The organism is Mesorhizobium sp. WSM4871 (assembly GCF_055811295.1).
The window spans coordinates 237,151-263,619 of sequence record NZ_JBVVPU010000003.1 but is presented as its reverse complement, the minus strand read 5'-3'; the positions used below and the strand labels follow the sequence as shown (position 1 = coordinate 263,619).

The 26,469-nt window shown below is 64.0% G+C and carries 25 protein-coding genes; 13 read left to right on the top strand and 12 right to left on the bottom strand.

The genetic code is table 11. From position 1 onward, the window contains the following. Position 1: 1 nt before the first annotated feature. From AC0L2H_RS07915 to AC0L2H_RS07900, 4 genes are all read left to right on the top strand, one after another. Positions 2-298: a sarcosine oxidase subunit delta gene (locus tag AC0L2H_RS07915; RefSeq protein ID WP_473589703.1), complete on the top strand. Its 297-nt coding sequence runs from the start codon at positions 2-4 to the stop codon at positions 296-298. Then, positions 295-3,288, top strand: a complete 2,994-nt coding sequence (locus AC0L2H_RS07910) for a sarcosine oxidase subunit alpha (protein ID WP_473589702.1) — start codon at positions 295-297, stop codon at positions 3,286-3,288. The genes AC0L2H_RS07915 and AC0L2H_RS07910 overlap by 4 nt, the downstream gene beginning before the upstream one ends. Further along, on the top strand, positions 3,281-3,868 hold the full coding sequence (locus tag AC0L2H_RS07905; protein ID WP_473589701.1) for a sarcosine oxidase subunit gamma: 588 nt from the start codon (positions 3,281-3,283) through the stop codon (positions 3,866-3,868). Before AC0L2H_RS07910 ends, AC0L2H_RS07905 begins: the two co-directional genes overlap by 8 nt. Positions 3,869-4,003: 135 nt before the next feature. Next, positions 4,004-5,446: an MFS transporter gene (locus AC0L2H_RS07900; RefSeq protein WP_473589700.1), complete on the top strand. Its 1,443-nt coding sequence runs from the start codon at positions 4,004-4,006 to the stop codon at positions 5,444-5,446. 24 nt (positions 5,447-5,470) lie between these two features. Here the strand turns inward: AC0L2H_RS07900 and AC0L2H_RS07895 are convergent, their stop codons facing one another. Further along, the gene (locus AC0L2H_RS07895; protein WP_473589699.1) at positions 5,471-6,169 is read right to left on the bottom strand and encodes a nitroreductase; all 699 of its coding nucleotides are present in this window, start codon (positions 6,167-6,169) and stop codon (positions 5,471-5,473) included. Positions 6,170-6,446: 277 nt separating this feature from the next. Here AC0L2H_RS07895 and AC0L2H_RS07890 point away from each other — a divergent pair, with 277 nt between their 5' ends. The 5 genes from AC0L2H_RS07890 to AC0L2H_RS07870 are packed head-to-tail and all read left to right on the top strand — an operon-like array spanning position 6,447 to position 14,027. Then, complete coding sequence (locus tag AC0L2H_RS07890) at positions 6,447-7,034, top strand: helix-turn-helix domain-containing protein (RefSeq protein ID WP_473589698.1); 588 nt, start codon at positions 6,447-6,449, stop codon at positions 7,032-7,034. A gap of 15 nt (positions 7,035-7,049) precedes the next feature. Further along, the gene (locus tag AC0L2H_RS07885) at positions 7,050-9,503 is read left to right on the top strand and encodes a GcvT family protein (RefSeq protein WP_473589697.1); all 2,454 of its coding nucleotides are present in this window, start codon (positions 7,050-7,052) and stop codon (positions 9,501-9,503) included. After that, entirely contained in the window at positions 9,500-10,399 is a 900-nt protein-coding gene (locus tag AC0L2H_RS07880) for a homocysteine S-methyltransferase family protein (protein WP_473589696.1), read from the top strand. Before AC0L2H_RS07885 ends, AC0L2H_RS07880 begins: the two co-directional genes overlap by 4 nt. Further along, positions 10,399-11,580: a pyridoxal phosphate-dependent aminotransferase gene (locus AC0L2H_RS07875; protein ID WP_473589695.1), complete on the top strand. Its 1,182-nt coding sequence runs from the start codon at positions 10,399-10,401 to the stop codon at positions 11,578-11,580. Before AC0L2H_RS07880 ends, AC0L2H_RS07875 begins: the two co-directional genes overlap by 1 nt. Beyond that, positions 11,577-14,027, top strand: a complete 2,451-nt coding sequence (locus AC0L2H_RS07870) for a GcvT family protein (protein WP_473589694.1) — start codon at positions 11,577-11,579, stop codon at positions 14,025-14,027. The genes AC0L2H_RS07875 and AC0L2H_RS07870 overlap by 4 nt, the downstream gene beginning before the upstream one ends. 49 nt (positions 14,028-14,076) lie before the next feature. Here AC0L2H_RS07870 and AC0L2H_RS07865 read toward each other — a convergent pair whose 3' ends face one another. From AC0L2H_RS07865 to AC0L2H_RS07835, 7 genes are all read right to left on the bottom strand, one after another. Then, the gene (locus AC0L2H_RS07865) at positions 14,077-14,664 is read right to left on the bottom strand and encodes an NAD(P)H-dependent oxidoreductase (protein WP_473589693.1); all 588 of its coding nucleotides are present in this window, start codon (positions 14,662-14,664) and stop codon (positions 14,077-14,079) included. Continuing rightward, positions 14,664-15,245, bottom strand: coding sequence for an NAD(P)H-dependent oxidoreductase (locus AC0L2H_RS07860; protein ID WP_473589692.1), 582 nt, complete (start codon positions 15,243-15,245; stop codon positions 14,664-14,666). Before AC0L2H_RS07860 ends, AC0L2H_RS07865 begins: the two co-directional genes overlap by 1 nt. A gap of 8 nt (positions 15,246-15,253) precedes the next feature. Beyond that, entirely contained in the window at positions 15,254-16,651 is a 1,398-nt protein-coding gene (locus AC0L2H_RS07855) for an FAD-binding oxidoreductase (RefSeq protein ID WP_473589691.1), read from the bottom strand. Beyond that, positions 16,651-17,949 carry a cytosine deaminase gene (locus tag AC0L2H_RS07850; protein WP_473589690.1) on the bottom strand — a complete coding sequence of 433 codons (1,299 nt, stop codon included), beginning with the start codon at positions 17,947-17,949 and terminating at the stop codon, positions 16,651-16,653. The genes AC0L2H_RS07855 and AC0L2H_RS07850 overlap by 1 nt, the downstream gene beginning before the upstream one ends. A 450-nt stretch (positions 17,950-18,399) precedes the next feature. Further along, complete coding sequence (locus AC0L2H_RS07845) at positions 18,400-19,251, bottom strand: ABC transporter permease (RefSeq protein ID WP_473589689.1); 852 nt, start codon at positions 19,249-19,251, stop codon at positions 18,400-18,402. Next, positions 19,238-20,068: an ABC transporter ATP-binding protein gene (locus AC0L2H_RS07840; RefSeq protein ID WP_473589688.1), complete on the bottom strand. Its 831-nt coding sequence runs from the start codon at positions 20,066-20,068 to the stop codon at positions 19,238-19,240. Before AC0L2H_RS07840 ends, AC0L2H_RS07845 begins: the two co-directional genes overlap by 14 nt. Positions 20,069-20,070: 2 nt before the next feature. Beyond that, complete coding sequence (locus AC0L2H_RS07835; RefSeq protein WP_473589687.1) at positions 20,071-21,075, bottom strand: ABC transporter substrate-binding protein; 1,005 nt, start codon at positions 21,073-21,075, stop codon at positions 20,071-20,073. Positions 21,076-21,432: 357 nt separating this feature from the next. Here AC0L2H_RS07835 and AC0L2H_RS07830 point away from each other — a divergent pair, with 357 nt between their 5' ends. Both AC0L2H_RS07830 and AC0L2H_RS07825 read left to right on the top strand, forming a co-directional pair. Next, entirely contained in the window at positions 21,433-21,816 is a 384-nt protein-coding gene (locus tag AC0L2H_RS07830; protein WP_473589686.1) for a RidA family protein, read from the top strand. A gap of 91 nt (positions 21,817-21,907) precedes the next feature. After that, positions 21,908-22,711: a creatininase family protein gene (locus AC0L2H_RS07825; RefSeq protein ID WP_473589685.1), complete on the top strand. Its 804-nt coding sequence runs from the start codon at positions 21,908-21,910 to the stop codon at positions 22,709-22,711. A gap of 18 nt (positions 22,712-22,729) precedes the next feature. Here the strand turns inward: AC0L2H_RS07825 and AC0L2H_RS07820 are convergent, their stop codons facing one another. After that, positions 22,730-23,239, bottom strand: a complete 510-nt coding sequence (locus tag AC0L2H_RS07820; RefSeq protein WP_473589684.1) for a tyrosine phosphatase family protein — start codon at positions 23,237-23,239, stop codon at positions 22,730-22,732. Further along, entirely contained in the window at positions 23,236-24,291 is a 1,056-nt protein-coding gene (gene cobD / locus AC0L2H_RS07815) for a threonine-phosphate decarboxylase CobD (RefSeq protein ID WP_473589683.1), read from the bottom strand. The genes AC0L2H_RS07820 and cobD overlap by 4 nt, the downstream gene beginning before the upstream one ends. Between cobD and cbiB the strand changes: the two genes are divergently transcribed. Continuing rightward, positions 24,290-25,261 carry an adenosylcobinamide-phosphate synthase CbiB gene (cbiB, locus tag AC0L2H_RS07810; RefSeq protein WP_473589682.1) on the top strand — a complete coding sequence of 324 codons (972 nt, stop codon included), beginning with the start codon at positions 24,290-24,292 and terminating at the stop codon, positions 25,259-25,261. The two genes, cobD and cbiB, sit on opposite strands and share 2 nt — an antisense overlap. Before the next feature lie 22 nt (positions 25,262-25,283). Here cbiB and cobO read toward each other — a convergent pair whose 3' ends face one another. Then, positions 25,284-25,913: a cob(I)yrinic acid a,c-diamide adenosyltransferase gene (gene cobO, locus AC0L2H_RS07805; protein WP_473589681.1), complete on the bottom strand. Its 630-nt coding sequence runs from the start codon at positions 25,911-25,913 to the stop codon at positions 25,284-25,286. Position 25,914: 1 nt separating this feature from the next. Next, positions 25,915-26,358, bottom strand: a complete 444-nt coding sequence (cobU, locus tag AC0L2H_RS07800; RefSeq protein WP_473589680.1) for a bifunctional adenosylcobinamide kinase/adenosylcobinamide-phosphate guanylyltransferase — start codon at positions 26,356-26,358, stop codon at positions 25,915-25,917. On the opposite strand from cobU, the gene AC0L2H_RS07795 reads away from it, so the two are divergent. After that, on the top strand, positions 26,272-26,469 hold a 198-nt coding region (locus AC0L2H_RS07795), incomplete at its 3' end, for a hypothetical protein (protein WP_473589921.1). The genes cobU and AC0L2H_RS07795 overlap by 87 nt on opposite strands.

Here is a 26,469-nt window from a genome sequence, read left to right as displayed (position 1 = left end):
AATGCTGATCACCTGTCCCTATTGCGGCCCGCGCGACGTCATCGAATTCAGCTATCAGGGCGACGGCAACCGCGAGCGCCCTCAGCCCGCCTCGCAGAATCTCGATGCATGGAACGCCTATGTCTACGACCGGCTGAACCCGGCTGGCGACCACAACGAGATCTGGCAGCACTCCGGCGGTTGCCGCGCTCATCTGAGGGTCGTGCGCAACACGCTGACGCACGAGATCTCCAGCACTACCTTTGCGCGCGGCGACCACAAATCCGCAGCGCGGCACAAGGCGGGGAGTAAATCATGAGCCCGCGCCGCAGCGATGCCGGCGGCCGGATCGACCGGCTGCGCACCATACGCTTCACCTTCGATGGCGCATCCTATACCGGCCATGCCGGCGACACGCTCGCTTCGGCGCTGCTGGCCAATGGCGTCAGCCTGTTCGGACGCTCGTTCAAATACCATCGTCCGCGCGGCGTGCTGACGGCTGGCGTCGAGGAGCCGAACGCCCTGGTGACGGTGCTGCGCGGCGAGGTTCGCGAGCCCAACATCGCCGCGACCATGATCGAGATCTATGACGGGCTGACGGCCGTCAGCCAGAACCGCTTCCCTTCGCTGTCCTGGGACGTCGGCGCCGTCAACCAGCTTGGCGGCAAGCTGCTGTCGGCCGGGTTTTACTACAAGACCTTCATGGGACCGGTGTTCGGCCCGCTAAAGGGCACGCGCTTCTGGATGTTCTGCGAGCATTTCATCCGCCGCGCCGCTGGCCTCGGCCGCGCCGGGACGGCTCCCGACACGGCGCGCTACGAGCGCATGAATGCATTCTGCGACGTTCTGGTGGTCGGCTCCGGCCCGGCCGGGCTGATAGCCGCCAAGGCCGCGACCGATCAGGGCGCACGCGTCATCCTCGCCGAGCTTGAGCCGCATTTCGGTGGTTCGGCCAACTGGTCGGGCGAGGTGATCGACGATATGCCGGCCGCCGATTGGGCGGCGCGAACCGCCGGCCAGCTCGAAGGCCATGACAATGTCCGCCTGCTGCCGCGCACCACCGTGTGGGGCTATTACGACGGCAACACGCTGGCTGCGCTCGAACGGGTTACCGACCACAAGGAAAATCCCGGCAAGGGTGAGCCGCGCCATCGCTACTGGGCCATTCGCGCCAAAACGGTGGTGCTGGCCACCGGCTCCTTCGAGCGGCCGCTGGTGTTTCCGGGTAACGATCGGCCGGGCGTGATGCTGGCCCATGCGGCAGAGCGCTATGCCAATGAATATGGCGTGCTGCCGGGCGACAGGATCGCGCTATTCACTAACAATGACAGTGCCTATAACGCAGCCCTTGCGCTGAAGAAGGCAGGAGCTGCGATCGTCGCCATTGTCGACGTGCGCCCGGAGCTTTCGAACGAGATGCGCAAGCTCGCCGGCGAAGCCGAGGCCGAGATCCTTTCCGGCCACGCCGTGGTCGCCACCGAAGGCGGCAAGGCGCTGTCCGGCCTCAAAGTGCAGCGCTTCGACATGGTGAGCGGCGCGTTGAGCGGCGATGCGCGCAGCATCCATGCCGATTGCCTGCTGATGTCGGGCGGCTGGTCGCCGACCATCCATCTCGCCAGCCAGGCCGGCGCCAGGGCGGAATGGAACGAAGCGCTGCAAGCTTTCCTGCCGCCAAAGCCGACACAGAAATGGATCGGCGCCGGTGCCTTCAACGGCCATTTCAAGACCCTCGAAGCAATATTGGACGGTCGCAACGCAGGCCTTTCGGCGGTCGGCGCGACGGGCACGCCGATGGCGTACCCGAGTATCGAATCCTTGCCTGGCGACCCTCGTCCGGCGCCGGTCTTCGAGATCAAGGCGGCCGGAAAGAGCTTTGTCGATTTCCAGCACGATGTGACGGCGGAGGATGTGCGGCTGGCGCATCGCGAAGGCTTCATCTCGGTCGAGCATCTCAAGCGCTACACCACGCTCGGCATGGCGACAGACCAGGGCAAGAACTCCAACATCCCCGGCCTAGCCATCATGGCCGAGGCGCTCGGCAAGCCTATCCCGGAGGTCGGCACGACACGCTTTCGCCCGCCCTATTCCGCGGTGTCGATCGGCTCGCTGGCTGCGGAACGCTTCGGCGACATCAAGCCCGAGCGGCTGACGCCGATGCATGACTGGCACATCGCCAATGGCGCCACCATGTATGCGGCCGGCCTCTGGTATCGCCCGATGATCTACGGGCTTTCAGGCGAGACGATCGAGCAGGCCTATGTGCGCGAAGCCAAGGCGACGCGCGAAAGCGCCGGCATCGTCGATGTCTCGACGCTGGGCAAGATCGCCGTGCAAGGTCCCGACGCGGCTGAGTTCCTCGATCGCGTCTACACCAACATGTTCTCGACGCTGGCCGTCGGCAAGGCGCGTTACGGACTGATGCTGCGCGAGGACGGCCTTGCTTTCGACGATGGCACCACCTGGCGGCTCGGCGAGCAGGACTTCCTGATGACCACCACCACCGCCAATGCCGGCAAGGTGATGCAGCATCTGGAGTACTTCCTTGACGTGATCTGGCCGGAGTTGAAAGTCCATGTCACCTCGGTGACCGACGAATGGGCGGGTGCCGCCATCGGCGGCCCAAAGGCCCGGGCAATTCTTGCCGCTTGCGTCACCGGTACCGCCGTCGACAACGCCACTTTGCCCTTCATGGGCATCGTGCGTGGCAAGATAGCGGGCGTGCCTGTCATGATCTGCCGGCTCTCCTTCTCCGGCGAGATGGCTTTCGAGGTCTATTGCGGCGCCGGCTATGGCACCCATGTCTGGGAAGCGCTGGTCGAGGCCGGCAAGCCGTTCGGGCTGGTCACCTACGGGCTCGAGGCGCTGGGCACGATGCGTATCGAAAAGGGCCATGTCACTGGCGCCGAGATCGACGGCCGCACCACGGCGCGAGACCTGCATCTCGACTGGATGCTGTCCAGGAAGAAGCCCTTCATCGGCTCGGCGATGATGGATCGCGAGGGCCTGATCGCGCCCGACCGCCTCGAACTCGTCGGCCTGATTGCGCTCGACAACCGGCCGCTCAACGGCGGCGCGCATGTCGTGGAAGTGCTGGACGAAGCCAATCCGCACGATTCCATCGGCCACATCACGGCCTGCTGCTATTCGCCGGCGCTCGGCAAACACATCGCGCTGGCGCTGATCAAGGGCGGCAAGGCAAGGCACGGCTCGCGAGCCTTTGTCTCCGATCCGCTGCGCAACCGGTTCGGGCCGATCGAGATCGTCTCCAACCAATTCTACGATCGGGACGGGAGCCGCATGCATGGTTGAGCGTCAATCACCGCTTGAGCCGGTGCTGCAGGTCGGCTCGCATGGCAATTTCGAGCATGGCGTGGACATTATCCTGTCCGAAACGCAGCCGGGATCGATCGTGCAACTCGCTGCCTGGCCGGGCGAGGAGAAGAAGCTGATATCGGTCATTCGCACGATCACCGGCCTTGCCCTGCCCGACGGCGCCGGCGGCGGCAGCGCCGATGGTGCGAGGTCGGTATTTGGCTTTGCGCCGGGGAAATTCACCGTCGTCGACGAGGCAGAAGGCATGGCCTCGGCCTTTGCCGGCGTCGTTACTCCGGCGATCGGCACGGTGACCGACCTGTCGCATGGCCGCACCGCGATCCGCATCGCCGGACCGAAAGCCGAATGGGTGCTGGCCAAGTTCTTCGCCATCGACTTCGCGCTGCCAGCCTTCCCGGTCGGCGCCGGCCGTTCGACGGTGCATCACGATGTATTCGCACAGATCCAGCGCACCGGCGCCGACCAGTTCGACGTCTATGTGTTCCGCTCCTTCGCGCGCTCGTTCTGGAAGGCGCTCTGCCATGCCAGCGAGGAAGTCGGCTACGAGGTGCAGTAACAGGCTGACCGCTTGGCACTATGGACCGGCATAACTGCTGCTTGAGCCCTGGGCCAGCCGGGAGGATAGATAGAAATCACGGGCTCTTGTCGGGGCAAGCGCCCGCTCAGGCAACCGGTTCGACAATATCCTTCCATGACCGCGGAGACTTCGGCGACAGCCACAGCCCGCTTTGCCCCGGCGGGCGAGGCGTCGATGCTTTTGCCGGCGACGGTGGCCTGCGGCGTCTTCATGACCAGCCTCGACCAGAATGTCGTGGTGACCGCCCTGCCCGGCATCGGCGAAAGCCTGGCCCGCCCGCCCAGCCAGCTTGGCCTTCTGATCACCGTCTATGTCGCCAGCCTGATCATTTCGATGCCGGTTGGCGGCTGGGCCGCCGACCGCTTCGGCCTGCGCAACGTCTATTGCTTCGCCTTGCTCGTCTTCGCCACCGCCTCGGCGCTCTGCGGCCTGTCCAGCGACCTCTGGACGCTGGTCGCCTCGCGCGCCTTGCAAGGCTTCGGCGGCGCATTGATGGGAACGCTCGGCCAGATCGTCATCCTCTCGAGCTTTCCGCGCGACCGCACGCTGAAGATCAATATGTATATTTCGCTGGCAGGCCAGTCGGGGCCACTGGTCGGACCGCTGGTCGGCGGCGCGCTCACCACCTACGTTTCCTGGCGCTGGATCTTCTTCATCAACGTCCCGTTCGCGTTGACAGCCGCGCTGCTCGCGGCCTCGCTGTTCCCAACCACAACCAAGCCGGTTCGCACCTCATTCGATTTTCCGGGCTTCCTGCTTGTCGGCATTGGCATGGCGCTGCTCGTCTTCGGCATGGACTCGCTTGCCGCCAGGGATGCCACCGGCGGCATCGTCGCCGGCGAACTCGGGCTCGCCATCGCCATCCTTGCGGTGGCGGCCTTCTATTGCCTGCGTGCCCGCAACCCGCTGCTCGACCTCAATCTGCTGCGCATCCGCACGTTCCGCATCAGCTTCCTGACCGGTGGCGGCCTCGACACGATCGGCCTCAGTTCCGTCGTCTTCCTGCTGCCGCTGATGTTCCAGCTCGGTTTCGGCATGAGCGCGGTGCAGGCGGGGTCGCTGACCTTCGTCGCCGCGATCGGCTCGCTGCTGATGCGCTTCTTCATGCCGCGCGTCTTGAACCGTTTCGGCTTCCGGCGCGTGCTGATCTTCAACACGCCGGTTGCCGCTTGCCTGGTCGCCGGCTTTGCCTTGATGCAGGAGAGCGCTCCGACCTGGATCGTGCTCGCCTACATCTTCGTCTTCGGCATGTTCCGTTCGGTGCAATGGGCCTCGACCGGCAACCTCTCCTATTCGGACATCGCGCCCGAACAGCTGTCCCGCTTCAGTGCGCTCTATTACATATTGTGGCAGCTTGCGGTGGCGATCAGCGTCGGCCTGGCGGCAGCGTTGCTGTCGCTTCTGGCCGGCGGCGGCCATGCGAGCATCAACGATTTTCGCATTCTGTTCATCATCGAGGGCCTGATCACGCTGTGCGCGTTGTTCGCCTACCTCAAGCTGACGCCGCAGGACGGAGCTCACGTCAGTGGCCATGGCGCGCCGGTCAGTACGGAGTAAAAGCAACCGAACCCGAAGGTTGCCTCACTTGGCGAACGTCACCCACTCCTCGAGCGGCGCGCGGTCGGTGCGGAACTCGTTTTCGGGCTTGGTCGTGTCCTCATGGCCGAGCGCCATGCCGCAGACGACGATCTCCTCGTCGGGAATGTTGAGCACCGGCCTGATCTGCCGGTGATAGGGCGCGAAGGCTGCCTGCGGGCAGGTGTGCAGGCCCCTGCCCCGCGCCGCCACCATGATGTTCTGCAGGAACATGCCGTAGTCGATCCACGACCCCTTGTTCAGCCGCCGGTCGATGGTGAAGATCATGCCCACCGGCGCGTCGAAGAAGACGAAGTTGCGGTCGTGCTGCGCGCGCATCTTGTCGACCTCGCGCCGGCCGATGCCGAGCGCGCCGTAGAGGCCGAAGCCGTTCGCCCGCCGCCGCGTGAGATAGGGTTCGAAGAACTGGTCGGGATAGTAGCGGTACTCGTCCCAGTCGGCCTTTTCGGCGCGGATGCCGGAATTGAGGATGGCGTCGGTGATCCGCTGCTTGACCTCACCCTTGGTGACATAGACGCGCCATGGCTGCATGTTGGTGCCCGAAGGCGCACGCGCCGCAACGGCCAGAATGGCGCGGATCGTCTCGTCGTCGACCATGTCGGGCAGGAAGGCCCGCACCGACCGGCGCGATGTAATCGCCTCGTCGACGATTGCCATCGCAATACGGGTGTTGTCTTCCAGCATGGGCCGTCCCTTAGTCCCAGGCGCATGGTCGCCCAAAACCGGGTAGCGGCTTGGACAACGGCATGCACAAAACAAAGACTTAACGCGCGTCGCCTCAAGTCCCGACCGGACGCCCCCACTCGCCGTTCGCGGCCGAGCCTTTGCATGAACCGTCAAAAAGGCGCAAGCAATTCTTGTGGCTTCATGAAAATCCTCTTGATTTTTTCACGGGCTTGACCTCTCATGAAATTTGCCGCGCATTTTTCACCAATAGCGATTTTTCATTGAGAACCTGGCTTTGCCATCAACCGCTATCCGACCGGAACAGGAAAACACCGAGCGGCTTTTGGCCGGCGATATCAGGGCGCTGCGCAAGGCGCGCGGATTGACGCTGGCCGAGATTGGTCTGAGGCTCGGCCGTTCGGTCGGCTGGGTCAGCCAGGTCGAACGCGGCCTGTCGATGCCCTCGCTCGGCGATCTTAGGGCCTTTGCCGAATTGTTCGGCGTGCCGCTCAGCCTGTTCTTCAGCCACGATGTGCCTGTCGAAAGCGAGCGCGGCGTGGTTGTGCGTGCCGGCAGCCGGCGCTCGCTTGGCACAACCGAATCCGGCCTGGTGGAGGAGCTTCTGTCGCCCGATCTCGGCGGTAGCTTCGAGATGCTGCGTTCGGTCTTTGCGCCGGGCGCGGAACTGAAGACCGAAGCACGGCGGCCGACGGAGGAAGCCGGCTATGTCGCGTCGGGTATTTTCGAGATCGAGATTGCCGGCGTCTGGCACGAGCTTGGCGAGGGAGACTCCTTTCGCTTCGACGGCAAGCCGTTCCGCTGGCGCAATCCGGGTGTCCAACCGGCGGTGGTCATCTGGGTGATTTCGCCGCCTGTTTACTAGACAAGGGGTTTTGACATGGCCGGTTTGCCGACCACGGCGCGCGTGGTGATCATCGGAGGCGGTGTCGTCGGCGCCTCCTCGCTCTATCACCTCGCCAAGGCGGGCTGGACCGACTGCGTGCTTCTGGAAAAGAACGAGCTGACATCCGGCTCGACATGGCATGCCGCCGGCAATGTGCCGACCTTCTCCTCGTCATGGTCGCTGATGAACATGCAGCGCTATTCGACCGAGCTCTATCGCGGGTTGGCCGACGCGGTCGACTATCCCATGAACTACCACGTCACCGGCTCGCTTAGGTTGGCTCACACCAACGAGCGCATGCAGGAATTCCAGCGCGCCAAGGGCATGGGCCGCTACCAGGGCATGAACATCGACGTGGTCGGGCTCGACGAGATCAAGCGCCGCTACCCCTTCATCGAAACCCATGAGTTGAAGGGCGCGCTCTACGATCCGAGCGACGGCGATATCGACCCGGCGCAATTGACCCAGGCGCTGGCCAAGGGCGCGCGCGACATGGGCGCCAGGATCATCCGCTTCTGCCCGGTCACCGGCGTACGCCGCGAGAACGACGAATGGGTGGTTGTAACCGCGCAAGGCGAGATCCGCTGCGAGATCGTCGTCAACGCCGCCGGCTACCGCGCCGCCGAAGTCGGCAGGATGTTCGGCCGCGAGGTGCCGATGATGGTGATGAGCCATCAGTACATATTGTTCGAGGAAATCCCCGAACTGGCTGCCTGGTCGAAAGAACAAGGCAAGAAGCTGCCGCTGCTGCGCGACGTCGACACCTCCTACTATCTGCGCCAGGAAAAGACCGGCATGAACCTCGGCCCCTATGAGCGCAATTGCCGCGCCCATTGGGCAACCCATAACGATCCGATGCCGGAGGATTTTTCCTTCCAGCTGTTCCCCGACGATCTCGACCGTCTCGAACATTATCTGGCCGACGCCGTTGCCCGCGTGCCGATTCTCGGCACCGCCGGCCTGTCCAAGGTCATCAACGGGCCGATCCCCTATGCGCCGGACGGCAACCCCTTGATCGGGCCGATGCCTGGTGTCCCCAACGCCTTCGAGGCCTGCGTGTTCACCTTCGGCATCGCGCAAGGCGGTGGCGCCGGCAAGGTGCTGGCCGAATGGGTCACCGAGGGCCAGACCGAATGGGACATGTGGTCCTGCGACCCGCGCCGCTTCACTTCATTCGCCGCCGCACCCGACTATTGCGTCGCCAAGGGCATGGAGATCTATGGCAACGAGTACGCCATCCAGTTCCCGCGTCACGCCTGGCCGGCCGGGCGCGACCGCAAGCTATCGCCGATCCATGATCGCATCAAGGCGCGGGGCGCTTGCTTCGACGCCTATAATGGCTGGGAGCGCGCCACATGGTACGCGCAGCCAGGCGACGACATTTCGGAAGAAGCCACTTTGACCTTCCGCCGTGATGGTCCCTGGCAGAAACGCGTGCGTGAAGAGTGCCTGGCCGTGCGCGACGCCGCCGGCATCCTCGACCTGCCAGGTTTTTCGCGGTTCAACCTCGAAGGTCCTGGGGCCGCCGAATGGCTGAGCCGGCAGGTCACCGGACTGGTGCCGAAGCCCGGCCGCATCGGCCTCGTCTACTTTTCCGACGACAAGGGCCGCATCGTCACCGAAATGTCCGTCGTTCGTCATGGCGAGGATCTGATGACGCTGATCACAGCGGCGGTGGCGCAGTGGCACGATTTTGAGTGGCTGAAATCGCGCATGCCTGGGGATGCGCCGTTCAAGCTGATCGACCGCACCGAGGAATATTCGACACAGATCCTCGCCGGTCCCAACTCGCGCAAGATCCTCGCGGATATTTGTGCCGCCGACCTCGCCCTGCCCTGGCTGACGCATCAGGAAACCAGCATCGCCGGCCGCTGGGCCAAGCTGGTACGGGTGTCCTTCGCCGGCGAGCTTGGCTGGGAAATCCACACCAAGGTCGCTGACACCCCTACTGTCTTCGACGCCGTCTGGGCCGCCGGCCAGAACCATGGGCTAAAACCGTTCGGCATGTATGCGCTCGATTCGTTGCGGCTCGAAAAGGGCTACCGCGCCTGGAAGGGCGACCTGTCGACCGATTACTCGATCCTGCAAGGCGGGCTGGAACGTTTCGTCAAATGGGAAAAGCCCGACTTCCCAGGCAAGACGGCGTTACTCAACGAAAAACAGCAAGGCGTGAAGAAGCGCTTCGTCACGCTGGTCGTCGAAAACCCCGGCGACTGCGACGCGCCCTACATGTCGACGCTCTGGCATGACGGCAAGATCGTCGGCGAGACGACATCCGGCGGCTGGGGCCATCGCATCGACAGGTCGATCGCGCTCGGCATGCTGCGCGCCGACCTCGCCGAGCCCGGCACCGCGGTCGAGGTCGAGATCTTCGGCGACCGCTTCAAGGCGGTGGTACAGAAGGACGAACCGCTGTGGGATCCGAAGAACGAAAGGTTGCGCGCATGAAGTCCGTCATCCTCACCGACGGCGGCATGGGCCAGGAACTGGTCCGCCGCAGCAAATCCGAGCCGACGCCGTTATGGTCGGCCAGGGTGTTGATCGACGAGCCCGATCTGGTGCGCGACCTGCATGCGGAATTCATTCGGGCGGGCGCCCGCGTCATTACCATCAACACCTATTCCGCGACACCCGAACGCCTGGCCCGTGAGGGCGCGGAAGAGCTGTTCGAGCCATTGCAGAAGCGAGGTATCGAACTGGCGAAACAGGCTCGCGACGATGCCGGTGACGTGGCCATCGCCGGCTGCCTGTCGCCCCTGTTCGGAAGCTATGCACCGGCGCTGACAATTTCCTTCCAGGAGACGCTCGACACCTATCGCCGCGTCGTCGCGGAACAGGCTGATGGCGTTGATCTGTTCCTGTGCGAGACCATGGCCTCGGCCGAGGAAGCACGCGCCGCGGTCACCGCGGCCTCGGAAAGCGGCAAGCCGGTATGGGTGTCGTGGACGCTCGCCGATCACGGCGCACCACGCCTGCGCAGCGGCGAGGCTATAGCGGCAGCGGCGAGCGTGCTCGAAGGCCTGCCGATCGCAGCCAGGCTGATCAATTGCTGCCGACCTGAGGCTATCAGCGCGGCACTGCCCGAACTGATCGCTCTCGGCGGCCCGGTTGGCGCCTATGCCAATGGCTTCACCTCGATCGAGGCGTTAAAGCACGGCACCACCGTGGACGTGCTGCACGCCCGCCACGATCTTGGCCCTGATGCCTACGCCGACCAGGCCATCGGCTGGGTCGAAGCTGGAGCCGGCATCGTCGGTGGTTGCTGTGAAGTCGGCCCGGTCCACATCGCCGCGTTGCGCGACCGGCTCGAACGAGCCGGCTACGAAATCTCGGGAGTTGCATAATGCCCAGACCATCATCGCGTATTTCCGGCATCGTGCCTTCAGGCAAGGACGGTTGGGAGGTCCATTTCGCCGCCTGGACCCGCAAGGAGGCCGGCGAAGACATCATCGTGCTGTCGGTCGGCGACCATGATTTCGATACGCCGGGCCAGACCATCGAGGCCTGCGTGTCGGCGGTTCGCGGCAGCAATCACCACTACACGCCGCTTCCCGGCCTGCCGCGCCTGCGCAAGGCCATGGCGGCGGCCTCGGCCGCCTGCACCGGCGTCGCGACCAGCCCTGACCAGGTCATCGCCACGCAGGGCGGACAGGCAGCACTCTACGCCGCCGTGCAGGCCGTCCTCGACCAGGGCGACCACGCTATCGTGGTCGCGCCCTATTACGCCACCTATCCAAACACATTCAGTGCGGCGGGTGCGGAGTTCACCGTCGTCGAGACGCCGGCTGAGGGTGGCTTCCAACCCCGCGCGGACATGATCCGCGCGGCACTTCGGCCGAACACGCGCGCCATCCTGATCAACACGCCCAACAATCCGACCGGCGCCGTCTATTCGCGTCAGCATCTCGAAGAGCTGGCGCAGATCTGCCGCGAGCATGACCTCTGGCTGCTGTCGGACGAGGTCTACTGGACGCTGGGTGGTGGCGAACATATCTCGCCCCGCAGCTTGCCCGGCATGGCCGAGCGCACGCTGGTCATCAATTCGATGTCCAAGAGCCACGGCATGACCGGCTGGCGCATGGGCTGGCTCACCGGCCCCGAAGCGATGATCTCGCTGCTGGCCAATCTCAATCTGGTGACGACCTATGGCCTGCCGGCCTTCATCAGCATCGCTTGCGCCGAGGCGTTGGAAAACGGTTACGGCGTCAAGGAGATCGCCGAACGCTACGCGGCGCGCCGCACCCTCTTCCTCGACGCCATGCGCGGCATGAACGACGTCACCGTGCGCGGCTCCGAAGGCGGCATGTATGCCATGCTCGACATATCCGCCATCGAGCCGGACGACGAGAAATTCGCCTGGGCCTTGCTCGACAAGGAGAAGGTCGGTGTCATGCCGGGCTCCAGCTTCGGCGAGGCGGCCGCCGGCCATATCCGCGTCAGCCTTTGCCAGCCCGAGCCCGTGTTGCAGGAAGCAGCCACTCGCCTGCGCCGCTTCGCTTCCAGCTATCGCCGCGAGGCCGCATGACCGCCAAGACGATCCCTACCAAAGCGAGGGCAGTCATCATCGGCGGCGGCGTCTCAGGTTGCTCAGTCGCCTATCATCTGGCCAAGCTTGGCTGGACCGACATCGTTCTTCTCGAGCGCAAGCAATTGACATCGGGCACGACATGGCACGCCGCCGGCCTGATCGGCCAGTTGCGCGGCTCGCAGAACATGACGCGGCTGGCGAAATATTCGGCTGACCTCTACGTCAAGCTGGAAGCCGAGACCGAGGTCGGCACCGGCATGCGCCAGGTCGGCTCGATCACTGTGGCGCTGACTGAGGAGCGCAAGCACGAAATCTACCGGCAGGCGTCTCTCGCCCGCGCGTTCGACGTCGACGTGCGCGCGATTTCGCCCAATGAAGTCAAAGAGATGTATCCACATCTCAACGTTTCCGATGTGGTCGGCGCGGTCCATTTGCCGCTCGACGGCCAGTGCGACCCGGCCAACATCGCCATGGCGCTGGCCAAAGGTGCGCGCCAGCGTGGCGCGACCATCGTCGAGAACGTGAAGGTCACCAGGGTCCACACCAAAGCCGGCCGCGTCACTGGCGTTTCCTGGGCGCAAGGCGACGAGCACGGCACGATCGAGGCCGACATCGTTGTCAATTGCGCCGGCATGTGGGCGCGTGAGCTCGGGGCCCGGAACGGCGTCACCATCCCGCTGCACGCCTGCGAGCATTTTTACCTCGTTACCGAGCCGATTCCTGGCCTGACCCGCCTGCCGGTGCTGCGCGTGCCGGACGAATGCGCCTACTACAAGGAAGACGCCGGCAAGATGATGCTCGGCGCCTTCGAGCCGGTGGCAAAGCCCTGGGGCATGGAGGGCATCCGCGAGGACTTCTGCTTCGACCAATTGCCCGAGGACATGGACCATTTCGAGCCGATCCTCGAAATGGGCGTCAACCGCATGCCGATGCTGGCGACCGCCGGCATCCATACCTTCTTCAACGGCCCCGAAAGCTTCACGCCTGATGATCGCTACTATCTCGGCCAGGCGCCGGAACTGTCCGGCTATTGGATGGCGACCGGCTACAACTCGATCGGCATCGTCTCTTCGGGCGGCGCCGGCATGGCTCTGGCGCAATGGATCAACGATGGCGAAGCGCCCTTCGACCTCTGGGAGGTCGACATACGCCGCGCCCAGCCGTTCCAGAAGAACCGCCGCTATCTCAAGGAGCGCGTCTCCGAAACGCTCGGCCTGCTCTATGCCGACCATTTTCCCTACCGGCAGTTTGCGACGTCACGTGGTGTCCGCCGCTCGCCGCTGCACGAACATCTGAAGGCGCGCGGCGCGGTGTTCGGCGAGGTCGCCGGCTGGGAGCGCGCCAACTGGTTCGCCCGCGAAGGCCAGGAGCGCGAATACCGCTATTCCTGGAAGCGGCAGAACTGGTTCGACAACCAGCGCGAGGAGCATCTGGCGATCCGCAACGGCGTCGGCCTGTTCGACATGACTTCCTTCGGCAAGATCCGCGTCGAGGGGCGCGATGCCTGTGCTTTCCTGCAAGGGCTGTGCGCCAACGACGTGGACGTGGCGCCGGGCAAGATCGTCTACACCCAGATGCTCAACCGGCGCGGCGGCATCGAGAGCGACCTCACCGTCTCGCGGCTTTCGGAAACGGCCTATTTCCTCGTCGTACCGGGCGCCACGCTGCAGCGCGATCTGGCCTGGCTGCGCAAGCATCTTGCCGACGAATTCGTCGTCATATCGGATGTGACGGCGGCCGAAGCCGTGCTCTGCCTGATGGGTCCGAAGGCACGGAAGCTGATTCAAAAGGTGAGCCCAAACGATTTCTCCAACGAAACCAATCCGTTCGGCACGTTTCAGGAGATCGAGATCGGCATGGGCTTGGCCCGCGCCCACCGCGTCACCTATGTCGGCGAACTCGGCTGGGAGCTCTATGTCTCGACCGACCAGGCAGCCCATGTCTTCGAGGCGATCGCCGAGGCCGGCGCGGAAGTCGGCCTGAAACTTTGCGGCCTGCACACGCTGGATTCCTGCCGCATCGAAAAGGCCTTCCGGCATTTCGGCCACGACATCACGGACGAGGACAATGTGCTGGAAGCCGGGCTCGGTTTTGCGGTCAAAACAGCCAAGGGCGACTTCATCGGCCGCGATGCGGTATTGAGGAAAAAGGATGCCGGCCTGTCACGCCGGCTGGTCCAGTTCCGGCTGAGGGACCCGCAGCCCCTGCTCTTCCACAATGAGGCGATCCTGCGCGACGGCAAGATCGTCGGCCCGATAACCTCAGGCAATTACGGCCATCATCTCGGCGGCGCGATTGGGCTCGGTTATGTACCGTGCGAAGGCGAAAGCGAAGCGGATGTATTGGCCTCATCCTACGAGATCGAGATCGCCGGCGAGCGCTTCGCCGCCGAAGCGTCGCTGAAGCCGATGTATGATCCGAAGGCGGAACGGGTGCGGATGTAGCGTAGCGCCTTTCCTTATCACCTTGTGGAAGAAGGCAATTTCCGCTGGCTCAAAACCGCTCCAGCTTCGCCCGCACCTTCTCCAGAAACGCCGCCCTCGTCTTCGGTGTCGAGGCATCCATGAGATAGTGCGCCAGGAAGAACGTCCTGCAGCGTGTGGCGCACAGCGCCCGCATACCGCGCAGGATGGTCTTGCGGCCGGGCTGGCCGACGACGACGCTCCACCAGGTCGGTGCGCCGCAGGTCGTGATCACGCCGACCTTCGTCACATGCGTCATCAGCGACTTGATCCGCCCCTTGCCAGCCGGCAGGGCGAAAGCGACGTCGGTTGCCCATACCCGGTCGAGCCAGCCCTTGAGCATCGCCGGCAACCCGTACCACCATGTCGGATAGATGAAGAGGATCGCTTCAGCCCAGTTCAGATCATCGATATACGGCTTGAGTGCCGGGTCCCGCGGCGCACCGTCATTGTAGGAGCGCCGCTCGTCGCAGCCCATCACCGGATCGAATTTGTCCGCGTAGAGGTCGAGCAGTCGTATTTCCCAGCCCCTCGCCTTCAGCACTTCGATGGCACAGTCCCGGATCGCCGCGCAAAAGCTCTCCGGCACCGGATGGCAATAGACCACCAGGGCCCGCATCAGAACGCACCCATCCTGGCCGCGACCTTCGCCATGAACGACTTGCGCGTCCCGTCGGTCGACAGGTTCATCGAATAATGCGCGAGATAGGAGACGGATGCGCCGGGCTTGATGGTGGCGCGCAGCATGCGGCTGACCACCTTGCGCGGCGGATCGCCCATCAGCATGGCGCGGAACCGGCTGCCGCCATAGGTGGTGACCGCAGCCAGCTTGCGGATGTTGTGCAGCGTCGGCTGCACCTTGCCGTCGACCAGTTTGAACGACACGCCGGGCAGGAAGACGCGGTCGAAAAAGCCTTTCAGGATCGCCGGATAGCCGTAATTCCAGACCGGGAATGACAGCACCAGCGCTTCGGCCCTTTGCAAGCGCTCGATATAGCTGGCTACCGCATCGCCCGGCCCGCGCTGGTCGTGATAGCCCAGCCGTTCTGCCCGCGTCAGCCGGGGATCGAAACCCTCGGCATAAAGATCGCAGTCGTCGACGGCGTGCCCGGCCGCCGTCAGCCGCTCGACGATCACCTGGTGCAGGCCGGCATTGAAGCTGGTTTCGACCGGATGAGCGTAGAGGACGAGGATGTTCATGCGCGCTCTCAGCCCGCCTTCTGCAAGCCCTTGAACAAGAACGACTTGCCCGAACGGTAGTCGTAATCCGGGTTCTCCCAAGCGATCATCTTGCCGGGGTTGAGCAGCCCTTGCGGGTCGGTCTCGCGCTTGAAGGCAAGCTGCACCTCGTCGGTCTGCTTCATGCCGCCCTCTTCCAGAGTGTAGCGATGCGGGTTGAATATCCAGCAGCCATTGTCCTCATGGATGCGGATGATCTCGTCGAGCCGCTCCGCCGTGGTGAAACGGACCAGCGGCAGGCCGGCAACGCCGATCGCGCCGTCGAAGCGGATGAATTCGAGATGGGACGGCACTTCGTCGCCGAAGCGGTCGATCATCGCCTTGACGTGGCCGAGATGATCCGGCGAGGGATAGCGGGCCTGCAGATAGGTGATCGTCGGATCGACCCTGATGGCGCGCAATGTTGTGTGGTTCCAGGTCAGTTCATAGGCCGGCGGCAGGCCCTTCAAATCGGCCTCCTTGTCGGCGCGGAAGACGATCTCGCCCTTGCTGCGCGCCGTGAAAGCGAGGAAGGCGTCCATCGCATGCGGCGCGATCATCAGGACGACAATGCTCTGCTCGCGCCGGAAGAATTTCTGATGGCGCTTGAAATAATCGTACGGGATGGGGGCGGCGATCGGCGTGATCAGCTTCGCCAATATGCCATCCTGGGCGGCGAGATCGTCGCCGAAGCCGGCCGCATCCATGAAATCGTCGAAGCCGACGATGACATCGACCCAGTCGTAAGCTGATGTCAGCGGCATCTCGACCTCGGTGATGATGCCGTTGGTGCCATAGGCATGCATCACCTTCAGCACGTCCTCGCCGGTCAATTCCATGACGCGCGGCTCGGCCTCCATCGTCACCGTCCTCAGCCTGATGACATTGCCGAGGTCGCGCAACCCGCCCCAGCGGATCGAACCGACGCCGCCGGAGCCACCGGCGACGAAGCCGCCGATCGATGCCGTGTTGTAGGTCGATGGCGACATCCTGAGCTCCTGGCCCGAATGCGCCCGCGTCGCTCTGTCGATCTCGGCCAGAACCGCGCCCGGCCCGGTGACGACGCGGCCGGGCGCTATCGCCTTGACCGCGTTCATCTCGGCCAGATTGAGCACCACGCCGCCGGATAGCGGCATCGCCTGCCCGTAATTGCCGGTGCCGCTGCCGCGCGGTGTTACCGGAACGCCGTGCCGGTGGCAGGCCGCCAGCACGCGGATCACCTCTTCTTCCGATTTCGGCGTCACGATCAGGTCGCCGGTGACATGGTCGAGCTGCTGCTTCAGCACCGGACTGTACCAGTAGAAGTCGCGGCTCTTCTGCTGGACGATCGCTGGATGGTCGTCGATCTTCAGCCCGTCGAGGTCGTGCTTGAGCGCCGCGATGTCCATTATTTCACCATCAGTTCGTCGAGTTCGGCATAGTCGGGCAATTGGCGCTCGATGGCGCGACCGTCGCGCACCACGATGCGATCCGATTCCGGTCGCGACAGCAATTCCGTCCAGCTCCGCCCCCTGAAGACGACAAAATCGGCCGCACCGCCGGCGGCGAGCGTACCAACACCGTCGAGCCGCATCACATCGGCCGGCGTCTTTGTTACGGCCATCGGCCAGTCGCCGACCGGATGATCGAAATGCAGGATGCGCGTCGCCATGCGGTAGACCTCCAGCATGTCGAGATCGCCATAGGCATAGAACGGGTCACGCGTATTGTCGGAGGCGACGGCAACAGGAATGCCGCGCGCCTTCATCTCGTGCAGCAGCGTCACGCCGCGCCAGCGCGGCGTGGTTTGGTCGCCGCGCCGGTCCTGCAAATAGAGATTGCACATCGGCAACGACACCACGGCGAGACCCGCCTTCGCCACCTTGTCCAGCGTGTCGTGCACGTCGAGGTCTGGCTGGCGCGCCAGCGAACAGCAATGGCCGACGAGGATGTTGCCCTCGAAACCGTTCCACAGGGCCGCCTCGGCGATCTTCTTCAGCGAAATCGCGGCGACATCGTCGGTCTCGTCGGCATGGAAATCAAGGTCGAGCCCGTGCTTGATCGCCTCGGCGAACACCTGGTCGAGAAGTTCCTCGAGGTCCGGCACCATATAGGTGACGACGCCAAGCACGCCCTTGGCCGCGGCCACGCGTCTTGCCAGTCGTTCGAACCATTTCCTGTCGCGCACGCCTTCGATGCCGAGCAGGCAAGCGGCCTGCAATTCGATACGGCCGCGCCACGTCTCCCGCATCGTCTCGAACACCGGCCAGGAGATCTCCTCCTGCGGCGCCACGCTGTCGAGATGGGTGCGCAACGCCCTGGTGCCATGCGCGTAGGCACAGCGCAGGGAAAAATCCATGCGCCGGGCGACGTCCTCGGCGCTCCAGCGCGCGGCACGATCGGCGCCGGTGGCATTCAATGCGCCCATGAAAGTGCCGTCGGGATTGGGTTTTCGCGGCCAGATATGGCCCTTGTCGATATGCGTATGGCAGTCGACGAAACACGGCATGACGATGCGGCCATTGAGGTCGGTCGCCTCGGCCTTTGGCAACTTTCCATGCGCGCTGATGCTCACGATCTTGCCGTCGGCGACGGACACGTCGGCGAGCGCGAAGCCGTCAGAGTCGAAAGCAGCGGCAAGACCGGGTGTCAGCGACCGGTGAAGGCGGACGTTGCTGAGACGGTAAGAACCAGAGGCTGGTATCAAGACTTTCCCCCCTCTGACCTATGCAACACCGTTCCCTCAAGGGGCCGTTTGGATCGGAGACACCGCGAACAGGCGGACGGAGACATCGCGAACAGTTTTGCACCGCCGTATTCTTCGGTGACCGTAACGGCATGGATCCTCGGGTCTGCGCGTCCGCTTCGCTCCCGCTCCGCCCGTGGATGACGAAAGACGGGGAGGCATATGCAAATCGCCAATGCTGGGGATTGGCGGGAACCCCGGTATCTCCAACGTTTGCGATTGGTGGCGGCATCCTTTCCCTTCGTCATCCTAGGGCGGAGCGGGAGCGAAGCGGACGCGCAGACCCTAGGATCCATGCCGTTCCCTTCGAGCTTAGCGGCGGCGCAAAACTGTTCACGATGTCTCCGCACAGCGGTTCGCCGTATCTCTGGCCCAAGCAGCCCCTCACCGTTCTCAACCGCGTCACGCATCCTATCGCTCCTGCTTCAGCGCGCTCTCGTGCCAGCGCCGCAGGATGAGATGCGAAATTAGCGACAGCACCAGGAAGATCAAAATGCCGGTCAGCGAGATCAGGATCAGCGCCGCAAACAGCCGCGGCGCATTGAGCCGATAGCCCGCCTCGATAATGCGCGAGGCGAGACCCGATGACTGCCCGGTGGCTCCGGCGACGAATTCCGCCACGACCGCGCCGATCAGTGACAGGCCGCCGGCGATCTTCAGACCGCCGAGGAAATAGGGCATCGCCGCCGGTAACCTGAGATAACGCAATTGCTGCCAGCGCGTTGCGCCATTGAGCTTGAACAGATCGCGCAGATTGCGGTCGACGGAATTGAGTCCAAGCGTGGTGTTGGACAGGATCGGAAAGAAGGCGACGATCCAGGCGCAGAGCAGCAGCTTCGTCGTCTGGTTGTCGACATAGATGTTGATCAGCGGAAAGATCGCCACGATCGGCGTCACCTGCAGCACGATGGCGAAGGGGAAGAACGACATCTCCACCCATTTCGATTGCGCGAACAGCACCGCCAGTCCGACCCCGCCGACGACGGCCAAAGCCAAGCTGAGAAAGGTGATCTTGAGCGTCACCAGCAGCGAGGAGAACAACAGCCCGGCATCGTCATGGAGCGTTTGCAGCACCACGCCGGGGCGCGGCAATATGTATTTCGGAATATCGTTCCAGACGCAGACACGGTCCCACAGCCAGATCGCCAGGATCATGATCGCCAGCGGCAGCAGCCATCTGCCGATCCGTTCGAGCCGCTCCTGGCGCAGACGGCGCGCCTCCTCGGGATCGAGCGTCAGCATGTGTTCTTCAATGGCGCTCATGATGCGATCCGGCGGTTGAGTTGATGGCGCCAACCAGCACGTCGGACGCCTGGCGGCAGAGCGCGGCATAGTCCGGCGAGGTGCGGAACGCCTCGTCGCGTGGATAGGGCGCATCGACCGCGAATTCCCTGAACACCCTACCCGGCCGCGCCGCCATGACGACGACGCGGTTGGACAGGAACACGCTTTCGAAGACGCTGTGGGTGACGAAGACGACGGTGAAACGTTCGCCTTGCCACAGCTCCAGAAGATCGTTGTTGAGCTTGAAGCGGGTGATCTCGTCCAGCGCTCCAAACGGCTCATCCATCAAAAGCACGCGCGGTCTGGTGACCATGGCGCGGGCGATCGAGACGCGCATCTTCATGCCGCCGGAAAGCTCGCGCGGCACGGCGTTTTCGAAACCGGTCAGGTGGACCCGCGCCAGCATCTCCATGACAGAAGGCGCCGCCTTGGCCCGCGACAGGCCTTTCAGCCTGAGCGGCAGCCAGACATTGTCGAAGACATCGGCCCAGGGCAGCAGCGTCGGCTCCTGGAAGACGAAGCCGATGTCAGAGCGGTCGAAGGAGCCGCTGCCGCGCCAGTCGAGCACGCCCGAGGTCGGCGTCGACAGGCCAGCAATCAGCCTGAGCGCCGTCGACTTGCCGCAGCCTGACGGCCCGAGCAGGCTGAGGAAATCGCCCTCCCGGATCGTCAGGTTGACATCGCTGAGCGCTGTCACGCCGTTGGAGAAGACCTTGCCGACATCGCGAAGCGCCAGGAGCATCGGGCCATCGCCCGATGCCGCCATAGGCGCTTGCGCCACTTTCTCCAGCTTCACGACTATTTCTTCAAATCCAGCCCGACGCCCTTGTTGATGAAGGCCAGCGTGTAGGACTTCTTGATGTCGATATCGGCCGGCACGACCTTGGCCTTGACCATCTTGTCGTAGAAGCTCTGGATGCGCTCCTCGGTCATCGCGCCGATGCCGAGTTTTTCCGTGTCGCCGGAATCGACGATGCCGAACTTCTTCATCTGCTCAATCGAAAACGCGATCTGCTCGTCGCTGATGTCTGGATTATCCTTCTTGATCGCCGCATTGGCGGCAGCGTTGTCGCCGTAGAGATAGCTGTACCAGCCCTTGGCCGAGCCATCGACGAAGCATTGGACCACCTCCGGACGCTTGTCGATCGTAGCCTGCATGGTCTCGATCGTCGTCGCATAAGTGTCGAAGCCGTAGTCGGCGAGCAGGAACAAATTGGGCTGGAAACCGCCTTCCTTGGCGACCGCATGGGGCTCCGAGGTCACGTAGCCTTGCTGGATCGACTTCTTGTTGGCGATGAAAGGTGCGGGGTTGAAGGTGTAGGGCACACGCTTGGCCGGATCAAAGCCGAATTCCGTGACCATCCATTGGAAGAAGCTCTGTGCGCCTTCGTCGCCGATGATGTACTGGTCCGCGTTCTTCAAATCCTCCCATTTATCGAGCCCTTGACCTGGATGGGCCATGATCACCTGCGGCTCTTTCTGGAAGGAGGCGGCCACCACGCGCAGCGGAATCTCCTGCTGAACGGCGTCGAAGGCCTGCAGCATGTTGCCGCCCATGTAGAAGTCGATCTTGCCGGCGAGCAACAGCGGCCGACCGCTGACCTGCGGGCCACCTTGCATGATCGTCACATCGAGCCCGCACGCCGCATACGTGCCGTCCGCCACGGCCTGATAGTAGCCGCCGTGCTCGGCCTGGGCGAGCCAGTTGGTGCCGAAAGTGACTTTCTCGTTCGCTGCCGCGCTCAGCGTGCTTGCGACAAGCAGCACGATCGCGCCAGCCGAAATCTTAAGTTTTCCGTCCATCCACACCACCCTTTGTTGCCTCGAGCGCGTCACACGCCGAGCTCGACACCATCGATTCAAGAAGCAAGACACATGCCATCACCGGGACCGCCCGCCTGCGCAACAGTCGTGCGCGAAGGCCGGACTGATCATGCTGTACGGGATGCATCGTGCCTATTTTTTGAACGCCTGTCCACAATTGCACCGATGGCATGCACCACATCTTGAAGACCTCACTGGTCCGGCTTTAGAGCGACGTGCGTCCACTTGGACGCGCAAAGTACGCTCTAAGACTTTTTGAATCTTCGCATCGTGCTTTCCGAAAACCGAACCGATTTTCGGGCCGATGCGATAGGCTGGCGCAAACAGGAGATTGCCATGTTCAGATTTCTTACGCCGAAGTCGATCAAGCCGCCTTTCGCCCGCTACAGCCATGGCGTCGAGGTGCCCGCGGGGAAGCGGCTGGTGCTGTGCTCGGGCCAGGTCGCCATCACAATGGACGACCAAATCCCGGAGGATGCCGGCGCCCAGGCCGAACTCTGTTTCCAGAACATAGCGGCGATCCTCGGCGAGGCCGGGCTTGGACTTCAAGACATCGTGCGCATCAATGCCTATGTCACCGACCGCGTCTTCCTCCGACCCTACATGGACGTTCGCGACCGGCTGTTTTCGAGCCCGGCGCCGGCCTCGACGCTTATGATCGTCTCCGGTTTCGCCCGGCCTGAATTCAAGGTCGAGATCGAGGTCATCGCCGCGGGGTGAGAAGCGCCGGCCGGCGGCTGGAATCGACAGGCCGTTGATCTCCAGTTAAACGAAACCACGTTGGCGCTGCCAGCTTCCTAGAGAGTCAAAAATGGACGGAACAAAAAAACGCGTGTGGTGGGGCGACTACCGGACCACCGAATACGCCACGATCGATCCGGAGGCGACGATCGCCATTCTTCCGGTGGCGGCGATCGAGCAGCACGGCCCGCATCTGCCGGTTTCGACCGATACCTCGATCATGAACGGCATGCTGGAAACCGTGATCGCTCGCCTGCCCGGCGATCTCGACATCCGCATCCTGCCGGTCCAGGCGGTGGGCAAATCGAACGAGCATCTGCATGCGCCGGGCACGCTAACCCTGCCGGCAACGACCCTGGTCGATGCCTGGACCGAGCTTGGCCTGTCGGTCTCCCGCGCCGGTGTCAGGAAGCTGATCGTCGTCAACTCGCATGGCGGCAATGAGGAGATCATGGGCATCATCACGCGCGAGCTGCGCGTGCGCGCAAAGATGCTGGCGGTGAAGACCAGTTGGCAGCGCTTTGGCCGGCCGGCCGGCATGTTCACCGAGCTTGAGGACCGTCACGGCATCCATGGCGGTGATGTCGAGACCTCGCTGATGCTGCATTTCCGGCCGGATCTCGTCGACATGGCCAAGGCCGACAATTTCGCCAGCAATGTCGGCCGCGCCGAGAAGGAATTCTCGCTGCTGCGCCACACCGGAACGCATGCCTTTGCCTGGATTGCCACCGACCTCAATCCGAATGGCGTGGTCGGCGACGCCAGCATTGCGACAGCCGAGAAGGGGCGGCTGACCGCCGAGCATCAGGCCGACGGGTTCATCAGTCTTTTGAGGGATGTGCGCAAGGCGAAGCTCGCCGACTGGCTGGCGTAGCGATCCCGCGAGCCGGATTCAGCCGTCGATATTCAGTGCAAAGGGCGTGCCTTCGAAGGCATCGGCGCCGCGCCCGATCGCCTGGATCGCTTCGACCATCCGGCCGTCGCGATCAAGCAGCGCGTCGGCAACCGCTATCAACCGTGGATTGGGCGTCGCCGTCGGCGACAGCGCGCGCAAGGTGCGGGCCAATTCGGCCTCGCAACGCTTGGGCGCCAGTGCGGCCGCAATAATATAGGCCGAGGCGGTCGAACGGCTGATGCCGGCATAGCAATGAACCACCAGGGGCCTTACACGATCCCATCGGCGAGCGAAGTCGAGCAGGTTGCGGACGTGTTCTTCGCCCGGCATGGTCATGCCGTCCTGCGCAACGGCAATGTCATGCATGACGAGGTGGAGATGGTTTTCCCGGGTAATCGACGCCGGCCGGGCCATCAACGTACCGGCGGCCAGCAGCGAAAGCAGCCGCTCGGCGCCGGTCATGGCCACCGTTTCCTCGACCTTAGACAGCGAACAGACATGGATCATTGCTCGATCTCCCTGACGGCATCGTCGCGCCGCGAAGTCCAGTCCGCAAGAGCCGATTCGAGCCGCCGCCATTCCTCATCGGAGCCCGGTAATCCGGCGCGCAACACAAGCGGCCGGTTAGGAAAATGCCGAAGCAAGACGCCGCGTTCGCCGAGCGCCGAAAACAGGCCGGCTGCATCCGGCAGGCTGACATAGCGGAACAGCATGGTGCCGCCAGCGACAGGAACGCCGAAGCGGTCAAACAGCGCATCGAGCCGTGCGGCATCCTCGGCCAGCCGCCGCCGCATCTCCACCTGCCAATCCGTGTCGGCCAGCGCGCGGATGCCATATTCGAGCGCCGGGCCGGCGACCGCCCACGGCCCGAATTGCGCTTCCAGCCGCTCGACCGTCAGCGTATCGGTCAACGCAAAGCCAAGCCGCAGGCCTGCGAGACCAAAGAACTTGCCGAAAGAGCGCAGCACGACGACACCGCCTTGCCCGACATCGCCGGCAAGGCTTTCGCCAAGCGGGCCGACATCCATGAACGCCTCATCGACGACCAGCAACCCGCCCTTGGCGCGTAATTTCCCGGCAAGCCGAAGCAGGTCTTCGCGCTCGACGACACGCCCGTCCGGATTGTTGGGATTGACGACAATGGCAAGGTCGGCCGCGGCCAGCGCCTCGAAATCATTGACCTCTGTCGCCGCATGGCCGGCGATCGCCGCCGCTCGACTGTGTTCGGCATAGGTCGGGCCAAGCACCAGCGCCTTGCCGGGTCTTACCAGCGAAGCGACGCGCGGCAACAGAATCTGCGTCCCGGGCGCCGCCGCCACATGCGCCGCCGATGGTGCGCCATAGGCGCTCGCCGCGACATCGGCGAGTTCGCGCAGGCGCGCGGCCTCCGGCAACCGTGACAGGGCGGTGGCGGGCAGCTCGAAAAGCGGATAGGAGTGCGGATTGATACCGGTCGAGAGGTCGACAAAAGGCTGCGGCGCCTGGGGAAAGAGCGCCCTCGCCCGACCAAGGCTTCCGCCGTGATCCACTGCTGCCACCGCTCCATCAAGAAGCTTCATGTCGTTCCTGATCGCCTTCCTGTCACTGGTTATTGAATTCGCGCTCGGTTATCCGGATTGGCTGTTCCGTCGCATCGGCCATCCCGTCACCTGGTTCGGCAGGCTGATATCCTTTCTGGATCGCCGGCTCAACCGCGATACTGATTCCGACGCGCTGCGTCGCCGGCGCGGTATTCATGCGCTGTTGGTCATCGTGCTGGTGCCGGCGATCATCGCTTTGGTGCTGGAAATCCTGCTGTGGCAGATCCTTCCTTCCGGTCTGCTCATCGTGGCAATTCTCGCGACCTCGCTCTTGTCGCAGAAGAGCCTGGCCGAGCATGTCGAGGGCGTGGCCGACGCACTCGACAATGGCGGGCTGGCCGTCGGTCGTGTCGCGGTCTCGCACATCGTCGGCCGCGATCCCGAAACGCTCGACAGAGCCGGCGTCTGCCGCGCCGCGATCGAAAGCCTGGCCGAGAATTTTTCCGACGGCATTGTCGCGCCCGCCTTCTGGATCGGTGTCGGCGGACTGCCCGGCGGCGTCGCCTACAAGGCCGCCAACACCGCCGATTCGATGATCGGCCACCGCACGCCACGCCATGAAGCCTTCGGTTCGGCGGCGGCCCGTTTCGACGATCTGATCAACCTGCCGGCGTCGCGGCTGACCGCGTTGCTGATCGTGCTGGCGGCTCTTTTCGTCAGCGGCGCCGATGCGAAAAATGCCTGGCGCGCCGTGCGGCGCGACGCGAAGAAACATCGCTCGCCCAACGCCGGCTGGCCCGAAGCGGCGATGGCCGGAGCGCTGGGCCTCGCCCTTGCCGGGCCGCGCAGCTATGGCGGCCTCGTGGTCGAGGATGCCTTCATGGGCGACGGCGGCCGGCGCGATGCGGAGAGCATCGACATCAGGCAGGCGCTGAAACTCTATCGGACGGCCGATTTTCTGTTGATCGCGCTGTTTGGCATCGTCGCGGCGATCGTCCTCGTTTCGTGACCACGACAAGGGTCAGGCGCGCTCAGAACTCTATCCCTTGCTGCGCCTTCACGCCGGCGGAAAAATGGTGCTTGGTCACGCCCATCTCGGTGACCAGATCGGCCGCCTCGACCAGCGCCGGTTTGGCGTTGCGGCCGGTGATGACGACATGCAGGCCTTCGCGCCGCTCTTTCAGCGCCGCCACCACCTTTTCCAGGTCGAGATAGTCGTAGCGTAGCGCGATGTTCAATTCGTCGAGCACCACAAGATTGATTGACGGATCGGCCATCAGTTCGAGCGCCTTGGCCCAGGCGGCTTCGGCTGCGGCGATGTCGCGCTTCAGATCCTGCGTCTCCCAGGTAAAACCCTCGCCCATCGTGTGCCATACGACCTTGTCGCCGAAGGCGGCGAAGGCGTCCTTCTCGCCGGTGTGCCATTTGCCCTTGATGAACTGGACGACGCCGACGCGCTTGCCATAGCCGAGCATGCGCAGCGCCAGCCCGAAGGCGGCGGTGGTCTTGCCCTTGCCCGGTCCGGTGTTGACGATCAGCAGGCCCTTCTCGATCGTCTTTGCCGCCACCTCGGCATCCTGCATCGCCTTGCGCTTGGCCATCTTGGCGCGGTGGCGTTCCTCGTCCCGATCCTTGATGGTCTTGCTGTCGATATCGGTCATCTTACTTCACCTTGAGCGGCAGGCCCGCCACCATCAAAAGCACCGTATCGGCGACTGCGGCGACCTGCTGGTTGAGCCGGCCGGCGGCGTCGCGAAAGCGCCTTGCCAGCGCATTGTCGGGCACGATGCCCTGGCCGACTTCGTTGGAAACCACGAACCACGGCCCGCGCGGCCGCGAAAGCACATCGACCAGCCGCCGGCTTTCGGCCTCAAAATCGTGCTCGGCCAGCATATGATTGGTCAGCCACAGCGTCAGGCAGTCGATCAGCACCGGCCGGCCGTCAGGCAATGCGGCCAGCGCGCCGGCAAGATCGAGCGGCGCATCCACGGTCGTCCAGCCTTCACCACGCCGCGAGCGGTGCAGCGCGATGCGTTCGCGCATCTCGTCGTCAAAGGCTTGCGCCGTGGCGATATAGGCCCACGGCGCCGGGCAGGCTGTCACCAAGGTTTCGGCGTGGGGGGGGGGGGGGGGGGGGGGGGGGGGGGGCGGGGGGCGGGGGGGGGGGGGGGTGGGGAGGGGGGGGGGGGGGGGGTGGTGGGGGGCGGTGAGGGCGGG